This is a genomic window from Brucella intermedia LMG 3301, assembly GCF_000182645.1.
GTDB classification, from domain to species: Bacteria; Pseudomonadota; Alphaproteobacteria; order Rhizobiales; family Rhizobiaceae; genus Brucella; species Brucella intermedia.
Window position 1 is genome coordinate 2,194,981 of sequence record NZ_ACQA01000001.1, and the last position, 14,581, is coordinate 2,209,561.

Sequence of the window (14,581 nt, forward strand, 5' to 3'; positions counted from 1 at the left end):
TCATTATGTCGTGACGACAAGGAGGAGTCTGCCAATGACCGATGCATCTGCCCGCAAGACCGCAATCATCACCGGATCGAATTCCGGGATCGGCCTCGGTATAGCCCATGCGCTGGCGGCGGCGGGACACAACGTCGTGATCAACTCCTTCACCGACCGTGACGAGGATCACGCGCTGGCGCGGAAACTCGGTGAAGAGCACGGCGTGAGCGTGGTCTATATCGCAGCCGACATGTCGAAGGCCGACCACTGCCGGGAACTCATCGCGGCCACCGTGAAACAGTTCGGCAGCGTGGACATTCTCGTCAACAATGCCGGTATCCAGCATGTATCACCGGTGGAAGAGTTCCCGCCCGAGCAATGGGACCGCATCATCGCGATCAACCTGACTTCGGCGTTCCACACATCCGCGGCCGCGATCCCGCATATGCGCAACTCAGGCTGGGGCCGCATCATCAACATCGCCTCCGCGCACGGCCTCGTGGCATCGCCGTTCAAATCGGCTTATGTCGCCGCCAAGCACGGCATCGTCGGCTTCACCAAGACCCTGGCGCTGGAGCTTGCGACCGCAAAGATCACCGCCAATTCCATCTGCCCCGGCTATGTGCTGACCCCGCTCGTCGAGGCGCAGATCCCGGACCAGATGAAGGCCTATCATATGGATCGCGAAACCGTGATCCGCGAAGTGATGCTCGACAAGCAGCCGACCAAGGAATTCGTCACCACTGCGCAGATCGGCGCCGTCGCCGCTTTCCTCGCAAGCGATGCGGCAGCGCAGATCAACGGCGCCGCCATTCCTGTCGATGGCGGCTGGACGGCCGAATAGCGCATCCCGAAAAGTGGGAACCGGTTTTCGGATAAGATGCGCGGCATCAGAAGCTTAATGCTTTTGGTCGGCGTATCGGGCCAGGCTTGAGAAGGCCAGCACGACCAGAAGCAAAACCGGAAGTGCCAGAAACACCACGCCGAAACCACTATGCTTGGCGACAAAACCGATCAGTGACGGTGCCACCAGCATTCCCGAATAGCCAAGCGTCGTCGCGATGGACAGGCCGACGCTCGGATTGACGCCCGGCATGTTGCCTGCCATCGAGAAGGCTATCGGCACCATGTTGGAAATGCCGATCCCACAGATAGCGAAGCCGATGATCGCCGTTGTGGAACTGTTTCCGAGGCCGACGATCAACATGCCGATAATGGCGATGGTCGTACAGGCGCGCAGGGTTTTGACCGCGCCGAACCGGTCGCGGACCAGATCGCCCGCAAAGCGCATGATGGCCATGGCCCCCGAAAACGCCGCGAAGCCGAAGCCTGCCACCGTGACCGAAGCGCCCAAATCCTGACGCATATGGTAAGCGCCCCAATCGATAATCGCGCCTTCCGGCACCATTGAAAACAGCGCCATGACGCCGACAAGCCATGGCAGGGGATTGCGCGGCAGGGTGAGCTTCTGCTTTTCAGCCCCCGAATGATGATGCACCGTGTCCGCGATGATTGAAGGCCATGCAACCGCAATCAGGATGGCGGCGACAACCGTCGTCACCAGCGCATGAACGGTCGATCCAAATTGCGCAATGAGAAAGCCCCCGCTTGCAGCGCCAATCAGGCCGCCAAGGCTCCAGAAGGCGTGGCAGGACGACATGATCGCCCGGCGCATCTTTTTCTCGACCGCGACCGCATTGGCATTCATCGACACGTCCATCGCGGCCATGGTCCCGCCGAAATAGAACATCACGATCACAGCCGTGACCACGTTGGGAACCACTGCGATGATGAGCAGCGCCGGAATGAAGGCGAGCGCAAACATGCGCACCACAATGCCCGAGCCGCGATGCGCCGAAAGAGCACCCGCGACCGGCATCATGGCCAGGGAACCGAGACCGAAGACAAGGATCATCAGCCCCATACCGGCGCTGTCGAGACCCAGACGCGCGGCGAATTCCGGGATTTTCGGAGCCCACCCGCCGAAAACATACCCGTTCATCAGGAAGAGGAGCGCCACGGCGATCCGCTCTCTGGTTACAATCGGCGCACGCGTGGGCGCCGCATCTTCGCGTCCGGAAACCTGTTCCATCTGTCCCTCAGTTGCGGTCCGCTGCCGCACGTAAAATCTTCATACCCGATGCCGCATAGGGCGCAAGCGCCGCTTCATCCGCATCGTATTCGACAGCCATGACGCCGACATCGTTCAAGTGAACGACATCATGGGCGGCAACCGTGCCGAGCTTGTCGCTCGTAATGGCAAGCGCCACCATCCGGCTGCGTCCGGCAATCACCCTCTTGAACTCCGCATCGTCGAGATGCAGCGCGGTCACGCCGATTTCGGCGGCGATACCGCATGCCCCCAGGACGCAAAGATCGGGCCGCAGCAATTCTGCGTCGCGCAAGGCGCGCGCGCCGACTGCGGCACTCACGCGCCGGTCGATGGGCCCGCCGATCATGATAAGCTCGATCTCGGGCGAACCCATGAGAATCGCAGCGATGGACGGCGTATTGGTGACGACGGTAATGGCTTCGCCATGCTCGACCATAAGCCGCGCCAGCGCCGTATTGACCGAAGAAGCGTCGAGAAACACCGTCATGCCGGGTTCCACCAGCCGCGCCAGCGCTGCGGCGAGCGCAGCCTTCGCCTGCGGTCGTTCGCAATCCCGTTCGGCAAGCGGCGAAGGTTCCGGCACGGCCCGCAGCGCACCGCCATAGACGCGCTTGCAAAGCCCGGCTGCCGCCATCTCACGCAGATCGCGCCGGATCGTATCCTCCGACACGCCGAAACTTTCCGCCAGTTCAGCCGCCAGCACACGCCCCGACTGCTGCAGCAGTTGCTGGATGCGTGCCTGTCTTTCGTGAAGCAGAAGCTCTGTCGCCATTATCCCTCAACATGCACAACCATGCACAAATAGGCATAAACATGCATATCAGATTTGGCCTCCCGCGCAACCGCAAAGAAATACCGCGGCGTTTGACAGCCGCGGCGTTTGCGTTTCTGACGCTTTTAAAGCGACAGTTTTGGTCTGATGGGCCGCTACGCTTCTCCCTCATCCTGAGCCTGTCGAAGGACGAGGTCAGGCGTTGTGCATTTCCCTCGCCCTTCGAGACGCCGTTTTCAACGGCTCCTCAGGATGAGGGAAAGGGAGATCTGGAGCGCGATCCGAAAATCGATCAACCTCGGCTGAAGCCCATAACTGTTACGAGTAGACGATCAGCAAATCCTTGGCATCGATCTGCTCGCCCGGGCGCACCAGCACTTCCGCGATAGTGCCATCGCGTTCGGCATGGATGGCGGTTTCCATCTTCATCGCTTCGATGGAGAGTAGCACGTCGCCCTGAGAAACCGTCTGTCCGGCGGCGACGGCAACGGTGGAAACGACACCCGGCATCGGCGCACCGACCTGCTTGTCATTCCCCGCTTCCACCTTGCGGCGGACACCGCCAGAAGCACCCTTGGCGCGGTTCAGCACCTTGATGCGGCGCGGCTGGCCGTTCAGCTCGAAGAACACCGTCACCATGCCCTTCTCGTCCGTCTCGCTCATCGCCTGATTGACGATCACCAGCGTCTTGCCGCGTTCCAGATCGACAAAAACCTCTTCTTCCGGCTTGAGGCCGTAGAAATAGACCGGTGTCGGCAGAACGCTCGTCGGGCCATAGGTTTCCTGCGCCGCTGCATAATCGGTGAACACCTTCGGATACATCAGCGCCGATGCAAATTCCTGATCGGAAATCTTGTGTCCGACCGCCTGCTCGAACCCCTCACGCTCGGCATTGAGATCGGCAGGCTCCAGCAGAGCGCCGGGACGCACGGTAAACGGCTCCTCGCCCTTGAGAATCTTCTTCTGCAGCGCCTTCGGCCAACCCGATGGCGGCTGGCCGAGATCGCCCCGCATCATCGACACAACCGAATCCGGGAAAGCAATGTCCTTGGCCGGATTTTCGACATCGGCAACGGTCAGGTCCTGACTGACCATCATCAGCGCCATGTCGCCGACAACCTTCGAGGACGGCGTCACCTTGACGATATCGCCGAACATGCGGTTCACATCGGCATAGGCCTGCGCCACTTCGTGCCACCGGGTTTCAAGTCCAAGCGAACGCGCCTGTTCCTTCAGGTTCGTGAACTGGCCGCCCGGCATTTCATGCAGGTAGACTTCCGAAGCCGGTCCCTTGAGGTCGCTTTCAAAGGCCGCATACTGGTTGCGCACCGCTTCCCAATAGAAGGAAATGCGACGGATCGAATCCGGGTCGAGCCCCGGATCACGCTCGGAACCGTGCAGGGCTTCGACGATGGAACCAAGGCAAGGCTGCGATGTGTTGCCGGACAGCGCATCCATCGCAGCGTCAACGACATCGACGCCCGCATCGATTGCGGCAAGCACGGTCGCCGCCGAAATGCCCGACGTATCATGCGTATGGAAATGGATCGGCAGGTCGGTTTCCTCGCGCAGCGCCTTGAACAGAACGCGGGCGGCGGCAGGCTTCAGGAGGCCCGCCATATCCTTCACCGCGATGATATGCGCACCAGCCTTTTCAACTTCCTTCGCCAGATCGACATAATATTTAAGATCGTACTTGGCGCGTTCCGGATTGAGAATATCGCCGGTGTAGCAGATCGCCGCTTCGCAGAGCTTGTTTTCCTCCAGCACAGCATCCATCGACACGCGCATGTTCTCGACCCAGTTGAGACTGTCGAAAACGCGGAACAGATCGATGCCGCCTCTGGCTGCCTCGCGCACGAAATATTTCACGACATTGTCGGGATAGGATTTGTAGCCAACCCCGTTCGCACCGCGCAGAAGCATCTGCAGAAGAAGGTTCGGGGCGCCTTCACGCACCAGCGCCAGACGCTCCCACGGGTCTTCCGTGAGGAAGCGCATCGAGACGTCGAACGTCGCGCCGCCCCAGCATTCCAGAGAGAACAGGTTCGGCAGGGCCTGCGCATAGGAATTGGCAATGCGGGCAATGTCATAGGTTCGCACGCGGGTGGCAAGCAGTGACTGGTGCCCGTCGCGCATGGTGGTATCGGTAATCAGCGCCCGCTTTTCATTGCGCACCCATTCGGCGAATTTTTTCGGTCCAAGCTGGTCCAGACGCTGCTTGGTGCCATCCACCACTGGCTTATCGCCGAACCACGGCACGCGCGGCCTGGCGGCATCCTTGGCCGGCTTTGCCCGGCCTTTGGTCTCCGGGTGACCGTTGACCGTCACATCGGCTATATAGGTCAGGAGCTTGGTGGCGCGATCCTGACGCTTCACCTGCTCGAACAGTTCCGGCGTGGTGTCGATGAAGCGCGTAGTGTAGTCGTTCGCCTGAAACTTCGGATGATTGATGATCGCTTCGAGGAAGGTCAGGTTCGTCGCCACGCCGCGAATGCGGAATTCGCGGAGCGCCCGGTCCATGCGGCGAATGGCTTCAAGAGGCGTTGCGCCCGAAGCCGTCACCTTGACGAGCAGCGGATCGTAATAGCGGGTGATGAACGCGCCCGAATAGGCCGTGCCCCCATCGAGGCGAATGCCGAAGCCCGACGCCGAGCGATAGGCCTGAATGCGCCCGTAATCGGGGATGAAATTCTGTTCCGGGTCTTCCGTGGTGATGCGGCACTGAAGCGCATGGCCGTTGAGACGAATGTCCTCCTGACGCGGCACGCCCGATTCCGGCGTTCCGATGGCAAAGCCTTCGAGAATATGAATCTGCGCCTTGACGATATCGATGCCAGTCACCTGCTCGGTGACGGTATGCTCAACCTGAATACGCGGGTTGACCTCGATGAAATAGAACTTGCCCGTATCGGCATCCATGAGGAACTCGACAGTACCGGCGCCGATATAATCGGTGGCATGGGCGATCTTCAGGCCATAGCTTGCCAGTTCCTGGCGTTGCGCATCGCTGAGGTAGGGCGCTGGCGCCCGCTCCACGACCTTCTGGTTGCGGCGCTGGATCGAGCAGTCGCGCTCGAAAAGATGGACCGCATTGCCGTGGGTATCGCCCAATATCTGCACTTCGACATGGCGCGCGCGTTCGATCAGCTTTTCGAGATAGACCTCGTCCTTGCCGAAAGCTGCCTTGGCCTCGCGCTTGGCTTCCGTCACCTCGCGCGCGAGATCGGCTTCGGCGCGGATCGCGCGCATGCCCCCGACCGCCGCCGCCCCAGCTCGCCTTCAGCATCAGCGGATAGCCGATCTGGCTCGCCAGCTTCTTCACTTCCTCCATGTCGTCGGGAAGCGGATCGGTGGCCGGAACCACCGGCACGCCGATTTCGATGGCGAGATTGCGCGCGGCAACCTTGTTGCCGAGGCGGCGCATGGTCTCCGGCTTCGGACCGATGAAGATGATGCCGTTTTCGGCGCAGGCTTCAGCAAATTCCGGGCTTTCGGACAGCAGGCCGTAGCCCGGATGGATCGCATCGGCACCCGAAAGCCGGGCAACGCGAATGATTTCATCAATGGAAAGATAGCTTTCAATCGGACCTAGATCGCGACCCAGATGCGGCCCGCGACCGACCTGATAGCTTTCATCGGCCTTGAAGCGATGCAGGGAAAGTTTGTCTTCCTCGGCCCATATGGCCACCGTTTTGAGTCCCAGCTCATTGGCGGCGCGGAATACGCGGATTGCAATTTCAGATCGGTTGGCGACCAGAATTTTCCGGATAGGCTTTTGGGCGAAAGACAAGGCAGATCTCCCTAACTGCAATGACAAAGGCGCCATTGCTTAACCTGCAATAGACACGAGCGCAAACAAACTGTGCAACCGGGAGATAAAAACAAAATGCCCGACCAAAAGCCGGGCAGATTGATGAATTTTGCAGCATATTATGCTAATATATCAGGCACAAGTGCGGCTTCCCATTACGAAGCAATCATCAGAACCGCTCTAAGCCTCTGTGTTCTTCCGACGCAAAACCGCTTCGCGCTTTTGCAGGAAATGCTCCATTACTTCTGGAAGTAATTATACTTGCCGTCTTCGCCCTTGCGCCATTCAAACATCACATAGGGCGAAAGGCTGGGATCGCCCTTTGCGTCGAAGGTGATGTCGCCCAGCACGGTCTTGAACGGTCCCTTTTCCTTCATCGCGGTCGCAACTTCCTGCGGATCGTTGCTTCCGGCTGCATTGGCGGCATTGACCAGCGACTGCACGCCCGCATAGGCGTAGAAAGTATAGGCTTCCGGCTCGAAGCCCTTGTCGCGGAAAGACTTGATCAGATCGGCATTCGACTTGTCGTCGCGCGGATCGGGACCGAAGGTGTTCATCACGCCAGCCACCGCATCACCGGCAATCGAGGCGAGTTCGTTGGACACGATGCCGTCGCCGGAAATGAACTGGGCCTTGAGGCCCTGATCAGCCATCTGGCGAATGAGCAGGCCGGCTTCCGGGTGCATGCCACCCCAGTAAACTGCGGTGATTCCGGCAGCCTTCATCTTGGAGATGAGCGCCGAGAAATCCTTGTCGCCCTGGTTCACGCCTTCATAGAGCGTTTCCTTCATGCCGCTTTCGTTAAGCGACTTCTTGGTCTCGTCGGCAAGGCCCTGACCATAAGGCGTCTTGTCGTGAAGGATCGCGACTTTGCCGTCCTTGTAATTCTCGGCCATGTACTTGCCGGCAACAATTCCCTGCTTGTCATCGCGACGGCAGGTGCGGAACGTGTTCCACAATTCGCGCTCGGTGAAGGTCGGGTTGGTGGTGCCGGGTGCAATCATCAGCACGCCATTTTCGGCATAGATGTCCGAAGTCGGAATGCTGACGCCGGAATTGAAGTGACCGATGACGAACTGGACGCCGTCACCGACGAACTTGTTGGCAACCGAAATGCCCTGCTTCGGATCGGCAGCGTCGTCGCCGTAGACGATCGTGATCTGCTCGCCATTCATGCCGCCCTTGGCATTGGCTTCTGCGACTGCCGCTTCGACACCGCGCTTGATCTGCTCGCCGAAAGCCGCCTGGCTGCCGGTCAGCGGTGCGCCGACGCCGAGCTGGATATCGGCAAACGATACACCGCCCATTGCAACCAGTGCCGAGAGGCAGACGCCGCAGAATAAGGATTTCTTCATTTCAGTTGCTCCCACTAAACGCATCCCGGAAATTTGACCCATTCCCGGAACGCGCATCAAAATAGTCATTCAGAGCGGCGTTCCGATCCGATCGGACGACCGCCGTTTTTGCAGGCCTGCGCAGCCACAGCGAAGCACCGCGCACAACCCGATATTCGAATGGGAGACCGACATCAGCCTTTGGAACGCTATCTGGGCTTCGAAATGCCCGCGTCGAAACTGGTCCTCCCACCAGATTGCAAGACCAGACATAGAGAATCGCCCTACATCTGGATGCAATTGTAGATAGATTCCCTTTCAAGCTGAAAGTAAAGTAATGATTTCGTCTATATTCTGCGTTTCACGCATGACTTTATGCGGAACAGAGCACCGCAAACGAAAATGCCCGGCATAAAGCCGGGCACTTCCACTGATCGGGAAAGAATATAAGGGTAACTTACTGCTGAACGTAAGTATATTTTCCGTCAGCGCCCTTTTCCCACTTGTACATGACGTAACCTGGGAGCTTCGGATCGCCCTTTTCGTCATAGGAAAGATCGCCGAGCACGGTCTTGAACGGACCCTTTTCCTTCAGCGCCTTGGCGATTTCCTGCGGGTCGTTGCTGCCGGCAGCCTTTGCGGCCTGCGCCAGCGACTGAACAGCCGCATAGGAATAGAGCGTATAGGCTTCAGGCTCGAAACCGGCGTCGCGGAACTTCTTCACCAGTTCGGCATTGTTCGGGTTGTTGCGCGGATCGGGACCGAAGGTGTTGAGCGTGCCTTCGACAGCCGGACCGGCAATCGAAGCCAGTTCGTTGGAAACGATACCGTCGCCCGAGATGAACTGGGCCTTCACGCCCTGATCGGCCATCTGGCGGATGATGAGACCGGCTTCCGGATGCAGGCCGCCCCAGTAAACCACCGTCACGCCTGCCTGCTTGAGTTTGGCGATCAGAGCGGAGAAGTCCTTTTCACCAACATTGACGCCTTCATAGAGGGCTTCCTTGGTGCCAAGCTCGTTGAGCTTCTTCTTGGTTTCGTCGGCAAGGCCCTGACCGTATGGGGTCTTGTCGTGAATGACGGCGATCTTCGCATCCTTGAAATGGTCGAAGATGTACTGGCCAGCCACGATGCCCTGCTGGTCGTCACGGCCGCAGGTGCGGAACGTGTTCCACAGCTGACGCTCGGTATAGACCGGATTGGTCGCGGCAGGCGAGATTTCGAGAATGCCGTTTTCGGCATAGACTTCCGAAGCCGGGATCGAAACGCCCGAGTTGAAGTGACCGATGACATATTTCACGCCGTCGGCTGCGAACTTGTTGGCAACCGAAATGCCCTGCTTCGGATCCGAAACGTCATCGCCGAGCGAGATCGTTATTTTCTCGCCATTGATGCCGCCCGCATCGTTGACTTCCTTGATGGCGGCTTCCGCCCCCTTCTGGATCTGTGCGCCATAAACGGCGTTCGGGCCGGTCAAGGGTGCACCGATACCCAGAATTACATCAGCCCAAGCCGAGCCCCCGAAAGACATTACTGCTGCAAGAGCAACACCTGCCAAAAGTGATTTCTTCATTGTTGGAACTCCCATCATTGTATTTACCCCGAACGATGTTTTGCATCGCCTTATTTTCTTGCTGATTACTCAGCAATATCTACGCTGAATCTTATTACTGTCAACGTGATCTTGTAAAAAAGCTTCGCCGCATGGCGGCGAAGCTTTGAAATTATTTTGCCTTCCAGCTTAGCGGCGAAGCTTTCTCATAAAGCCAGCCATACTGCCGCACCATTTGTTTGGTGCGGGTGTAGCGAAAGCCGACCGTGCCGATAATCATCAGGACGATCGTGTCCACCAGATAGTAGTGGAACGAAAGAAGCGTCCCCTCGAACAGCGCGAAGTGGATGAAACGCACCGCAGCGCCGAGCGGGATCAGGTAGATCAGCAGCTGCGGATAGGTGCGCCAGGTCGAAGCACAGGCACGCCCCGTCATCCAGGCAGCCCAGCCGCCAAGCAGACAGGTGATGAGGAAAAACAACCAGAATGACGGTTCTTCGTAGAGAATACCTTGCATGATTTCCTCCTAGTGCCTTCCGCCTTCGAGATAGGCGGCACGGACTTCCGGATCGGCCAGCAGTTCGCGGCCTGCGCCGCTCATGGTGATCGAGCCGTTGACCATCACATAACCGCGGTCTGCGAGCTTCAGTGCACCGAATGCGTTCTGCTCGACGAGGAATACCGTCAGCCCCTGCGTGCGGTTCAGTTCCTTGATCGCCTCGAAAATCTGCTTGACGATCAGCGGTGCCAGACCGAGCGACGGTTCGTCCAGAAGCAGGAGCTTCGGACGCGCCATCAGTGCGCGGGCGATCGCCAGCATCTGCTGTTCACCGCCCGAAAGCGTGCCGCCACGCTGGTTGATACGCTCCTTCAGCCGTGGGAACAGGTCGAACATCAGCTTTACGTCTTCATCGAAATATTGCTGATTGTCGAGGCTTGCGCCCATCTGAAGGTTTTCCAGAACAGTCATGCGCGGGAAGATGCGACGGCCTTCCGGCGACTGCGCGATGCGCAGCTTGGCGATCTCGTGCGGCGGCATGGACGTGATATCCTTGCCATTGAACAGGATGCGGCCGGTACGCGCCTTCGGCGAGCCGAAGATCGTCATCATCAGCGTCGATTTGCCGGCGCCGTTTGCGCCGATCAGCGCCACGATCTCGCCCTCGTCGACAGTCAGGTCGATGCCCTTCAAGGCGCAAATATTGCCGTAATAGGTTTCAACCTTCTCGACGGCCAGAAGCGGTTGCTTTTTCTGCATGGTTTCAGCCTGCATCATTCGCCTCCCTTCCTGGGCTTGCCCGGAGTTTTTGTTGGGGCTTTTGCCGGGGCTTTGGCGCGTTTCGCACCACCCTTGGCAGCCTCACCCTGGGCAGCCTTCGCGGGAGCAGTCTTGTCGCCGGTCGGATCATCGGTTGCGTCAACGCCTGCGGAAGGCGTTTCGCCCTTCTCTTCGGCAATTTCCTCCTCGATGGCTTCCTCGGCAAGCTGGGCGGCGACCAGATGCGCCGGATCGACAACACCAGGCTTGTCCGCCTCTTCGATGAGTTCGGCGATTTCCTCGTCATCGACGCCGAGATAGGCGGCGATAACACGCGGATCGTTCTTGACCTCTTCCGGCGCGCCATCGGAAATCTTGGTGCCGTATTCCAGCACGATCACATGATCGGAGATTTCCATGACGACCGACATGTCGTGTTCGATCAGCAGGATCGACGTGCCGGTTTCCTTGCGGATATCAAGGAGAAGCTTGTTGAGCTCCGCCGATTCGCGCGGATTGAGACCGGCGGCAGGTTCATCGAGGCACAGGATTTCCGGCTCGGTGCACATGGCGCGGGCGATTTCCAGACGGCGCTGATCGCCATAGGGCAGATCGCCTGCCGGATCGTCCGCACGGTCGATCAGGTTGATCTTTTCCAGCCAGTAACGCGCCTTTTCAACCGCTTCCTTCGCCGCCGACTTGTAGCCCGGCAGCCCCAGCAGGCCGAGGATCGTATAGCCGGAAGAGCGCATCAGCGTGTTGTGTTGCGCAACGAGCAGGTTTTCCAGAACGGTGAGACCCGAGAAAAGGCGGATGTTCTGGAACGTGCGCGCGACCTTGGCTTGCTTGGTGATCTGGAAGTCGGGCAGGCGTTCCAGCAGGAACTTGTCGCCCGTCTTCCGGTTCATCGTCAGCATCCCGCCCGTGGGCTTGTAGAAGCCGGTGATGCAGTTGAAGACCGTGGTCTTGCCTGCACCGTTGGGGCCGATGATCGCCGTAATATCCCCGCGCTTCACATTGAAGCTCAGATCGTTGATGGCGACGAGGCCGCCGAAGCGCATCGAGAGATGCTCGACCTGAAGGATGGTGTCTTTCTGAGTGTTGCCGGACATAGTGCCAGACATAGTGTTTATCTCCGCCATCAGCCGTGCCCTTCCTTGGTAAAGGCACCCGACACCATCTTCTTCTCATGCAGGAATGCACTCGGTTCTCGACTTCCGACGAAACCGCGCGGCTTCCAGACCATGACTACGACCATGGCAAGACCGAAGATGAGCATGCGGTAGAGTTCCGGCGTGAAATCCGGTCCGAAGACAGCTTTCAGGAAGCCCATTTCACGCAGGATTTCCGTGCCGCCGATCATGACGATCGCCGCAATGGCAATACCGACCAGCGAGCCCATGCCGCCTAGAACGACAATGGCCAGAATGACGGCGGATTCAAGGAACACGAAGGATTCCGGGCTGACGAAGCCCTGGCGTGCCGCAAAGAAGGAACCGGCGAAACCACCGAACATCGCGCCCGTGGCAAAGGCCGTGAGCTTGGTCGTGGTGGTGTTGATACCGAGCGAACGGCAGGCGATTTCGTCTTCGCGCAGCGCTTCCCACGCACGGCCAACCGGCATACGGCGCAGGCGGATGGTGACCCAGGCCGTCAGAAGCGCCAGCAGAAGGATGACGTAATAGAGGAAGAACTTGTAGTGCGCGGCCGAGAAGGTGAGGCCGAAATAGGCTGCAAAACCGTCCTTGCTGGCATTGAAAGGCAGGCCGAAGAAGGTGGCCTTGGCAATGCCGGAAACGCCGAAGGTGCCGCGAGTAACATCCGTCCAGTTGATGAGCACCAGACGGATGATTTCACCGAATGCCAGCGTCACGATGGCGAGATAGTCACCGCGAAGGCGCAGAACCGGGAAGCCAAGGATGACGCCCCATGTCGCCGCCAGAATGCCCGCTATCGGCAGCAGCATCCAGAAGGACAGGCCGAAATAGGATGACAGCAGAGCGTAGGAATAAGCGCCCACTGCATAGAAGGCCACGTAACCCAGATCGAGAAGACCGGCGAGGCCCACCACGATGTTGAGGCCCCAGGCCAGCATCACATAGATGAGGATCTGGACGCCGAAATTGTCGACCCATTTGAGCGATCCCTGCCAGCCGAGGAAGGCGACGATCAGGATCGGATAGACAAAAAGGAAGGCGACGCCGAGACGCGAGAAGTGGCGGCGCACGAAAGATGGGCTTTCGACCGCAAGGGCAGGCTGCTGCTTGCTCTTGGCAAGCTTGCGCGCCTCCAGCCAGGGCTGGGTAAAGGCAACGAACAGGAAACGGCCAATGGCGGCCAGCACGACGATGACGGCCAGCGCACCCCAGCGCTGTTGCAGCACCAGTTCATTGTTGATGTTCTGATCGGTCTTGAAACCGATGATGAGGCAGAAGAGGCCCAGCGCCAGAAGACCGGCGAAGAACCCTTCACGAATGGCCCGGCCAAAAAGGGAATCCGGGCGTGAACTCGACTGTGCAGCCATGATTATACCTTTTCGACTTCAGGACGGCCAAGAATGCCGGACGGCATGAAGATCAGCACGATGGCGAGGATCGAGAACGCGGCAACGTCCTTGTAATCGATCGAGAAATAAGCCGACCACAACGCTTCGATGAGACCGATGAGCAGGCCACCGACCACAGCGCCAGGAAGCGATCCGATACCACCCAGAACCGCTGCCGTGAACGCCTTGACGCCGGGGATGAAGCCGTCGGCAAAGGAAATCACACCATAGAAGGAGAGGTAGAGCGTACCGGCCACTGCCGCGAGCATGGCACCCATCACGAAGGTGAGCGAAATGACGCGATCGACATTGATGCCGAGAAGCGCGGCCATCTTCCGGTCCTGCTCGCAGGCGCGCTGCGCACGGCCGAGCGAGGTGCGATTGACGATATACCAGAAGATCGTCAGCAGCACCGCGGTTACCACGATGACAACGATCTGCTTCAGCGAAATCGTCACATTCGTACCGAAGAGATTGAAGGAGCCGTTCAGAAGCTGAGGCACCGGCTTGTTACGCGGGCCTTGCGTAACCTGAACGAAATTCGACAAGGCAATCGACATGCCGATAGCCGTGATCAACGGCGCGAGGCGGAACGAACCGCGCAACGGCCGATAGGCCACGCGTTCGATCGTCCAGCTCCACAAGCCTGTCAGCAGCATGGCGACGATCATCATCAGAAGAAGCATCAGCGCAATCGGCAGGGCACCGATGAATGTTGTGATGATGAGAAAAACAATCAGCGCCATGAAGGCGCCGAGCATGAAGACATCGCCATGAGCAAAGTTGATCATGCCGATAATGCCATAGACCATCGTGTAGCCGATGGCGATCAGGCCATAGATCGAGCCGAGCGCGAGCCCGTTGATCACCTGCTGGAAGAAATATTCCATCGAGAAGCCACCCATTTTACCGTCCGGGGTTTTTTTGACGCATCTTTATTTCGTGCGCCTTCATTTTATTCCCGGCTATTTACACCTAACGGCTGTATAGAGGAATGCAAGCCCCTTTTGTCTCCGACAAAAGACTAAGGGCATCATCCTTCCACAAACTAGTTATGTCCCCTAACAAACGTCCTGTATATGTTTTTTTCTCCTACCCGGGGCGCCTTATTCCACATTTTTTGCACGACCGGAAAGCCAAAAAATAGGGAGGCCGTTAAGAAAATTACCGACCGTACCCACTTTATGGTCTTTGGGACGCCAGCCTGCAAG

The 14,581-nt window shown here is 58.5% G+C and carries 10 protein-coding genes and 1 pseudogene; 1 reads left to right on the forward strand and 10 read right to left on the reverse strand.

Annotated elements, in window-relative coordinates; genetic code table 11:
* The first annotated feature begins 34 nt into the window (after window positions 1–34).
* On the forward strand, window positions 35–826 hold the full coding sequence (locus OINT_RS10550) for a 3-hydroxybutyrate dehydrogenase (protein WP_006471265.1): 792 nt from the start codon (window positions 35–37) through the stop codon (window positions 824–826).
* Between the two features lie 54 nt (window positions 827–880).
* Here the strand turns inward: OINT_RS10550 and OINT_RS10555 are convergent, their stop codons facing one another.
* The 10 genes and pseudogenes from OINT_RS10555 to OINT_RS10605 form a co-directional block, all read right to left on the reverse strand.
* Complete coding sequence (locus OINT_RS10555; protein ID WP_006471264.1) at window positions 881–2,074, reverse strand: MFS transporter; 1,194 nt, start codon at window positions 2,072–2,074, stop codon at window positions 881–883.
* A 7-nt stretch (window positions 2,075–2,081) separates the two neighbouring features.
* Complete coding sequence (locus OINT_RS10560) at window positions 2,082–2,867, reverse strand: DeoR/GlpR family DNA-binding transcription regulator (RefSeq protein WP_006467795.1); 786 nt, start codon at window positions 2,865–2,867, stop codon at window positions 2,082–2,084.
* Between the two features lie 318 nt (window positions 2,868–3,185).
* Window positions 3,186–6,660: pseudogene (gene pyc, locus OINT_RS10565) on the reverse strand (pyruvate carboxylase).
* 260 nt (window positions 6,661–6,920) lie between these two features.
* On the reverse strand, window positions 6,921–8,036 hold the full coding sequence (locus OINT_RS10575) for a branched-chain amino acid ABC transporter substrate-binding protein (protein ID WP_006471262.1): 1,116 nt from the start codon (window positions 8,034–8,036) through the stop codon (window positions 6,921–6,923).
* 436 nt (window positions 8,037–8,472) lie between these two features.
* On the reverse strand, window positions 8,473–9,588 hold the full coding sequence (locus OINT_RS10580; RefSeq protein WP_006471261.1) for a branched-chain amino acid ABC transporter substrate-binding protein: 1,116 nt from the start codon (window positions 9,586–9,588) through the stop codon (window positions 8,473–8,475).
* Window positions 9,589–9,739: 151 nt separating this feature from the next.
* A complete protein-coding gene (locus tag OINT_RS10585) occupies window positions 9,740–10,084 on the reverse strand; it encodes a DUF6867 family protein (RefSeq protein WP_006467798.1) in 345 nt (114 codons plus the stop codon).
* A 9-nt stretch (window positions 10,085–10,093) separates the two neighbouring features.
* Window positions 10,094–10,840, reverse strand: a complete 747-nt coding sequence (locus tag OINT_RS10590; RefSeq protein WP_031347285.1) for an ABC transporter ATP-binding protein — start codon at window positions 10,838–10,840, stop codon at window positions 10,094–10,096.
* The gene (locus OINT_RS10595; RefSeq protein WP_006471259.1) at window positions 10,840–11,937 is read right to left on the reverse strand and encodes an ABC transporter ATP-binding protein; all 1,098 of its coding nucleotides are present in this window, start codon (window positions 11,935–11,937) and stop codon (window positions 10,840–10,842) included. The genes OINT_RS10590 and OINT_RS10595 overlap by 1 nt, the downstream gene beginning before the upstream one ends.
* A 29-nt stretch (window positions 11,938–11,966) precedes the next feature.
* Window positions 11,967–13,349: a high-affinity branched-chain amino acid ABC transporter permease LivM gene (gene livM, locus OINT_RS10600; RefSeq protein ID WP_006467801.1), complete on the reverse strand. Its 1,383-nt coding sequence runs from the start codon at window positions 13,347–13,349 to the stop codon at window positions 11,967–11,969.
* A gap of 2 nt (window positions 13,350–13,351) precedes the next feature.
* Complete coding sequence (locus OINT_RS10605) at window positions 13,352–14,260, reverse strand: branched-chain amino acid ABC transporter permease (RefSeq protein WP_006471258.1); 909 nt, start codon at window positions 14,258–14,260, stop codon at window positions 13,352–13,354.
* Between the last annotated feature and the right edge of the window lie 321 nt (window positions 14,261–14,581).

Bases quoted from the DNA above. Each gene is read 5' to 3' on its own strand.
- livM (WP_006467801.1), bottom strand. From the start codon at position 13,349: ATGGCTGCACAGTCGAGTTCACGCCCGGATTCCCTTTTTGGCCGGGCC.
- OINT_RS10580 (WP_006471261.1), bottom strand. From the start codon at position 9,588: ATGAAGAAATCACTTTTGGCAGGTGTTGCTCTTGCAGCAGTAATGTCT.
- OINT_RS10560 (WP_006467795.1), bottom strand. From the start codon at position 2,867: ATGGCGACAGAGCTTCTGCTTCACGAAAGACAGGCACGCATCCAGCAA.
- OINT_RS10590 (WP_031347285.1), bottom strand. From the start codon at position 10,840: ATGCAGGCTGAAACCATGCAGAAAAAGCAACCGCTTCTGGCCGTCGAG.
- OINT_RS10595 (WP_006471259.1), bottom strand. From the start codon at position 11,937: ATGTCCGGCAACACTCAGAAAGACACCATCCTTCAGGTCGAGCATCTC.
- OINT_RS10555 (WP_006471264.1), bottom strand. From the start codon at position 2,074: ATGGAACAGGTTTCCGGACGCGAAGATGCGGCGCCCACGCGTGCGCCG.
- OINT_RS10585 (WP_006467798.1), bottom strand. From the start codon at position 10,084: ATGCAAGGTATTCTCTACGAAGAACCGTCATTCTGGTTGTTTTTCCTC.
- OINT_RS10575 (WP_006471262.1), bottom strand. From the start codon at position 8,036: ATGAAGAAATCCTTATTCTGCGGCGTCTGCCTCTCGGCACTGGTTGCA.
- OINT_RS10605 (WP_006471258.1), bottom strand. From the start codon at position 14,260: ATGGAATATTTCTTCCAGCAGGTGATCAACGGGCTCGCGCTCGGCTCG.
- OINT_RS10550 (WP_006471265.1), top strand. From the start codon at position 35: ATGACCGATGCATCTGCCCGCAAGACCGCAATCATCACCGGATCGAAT.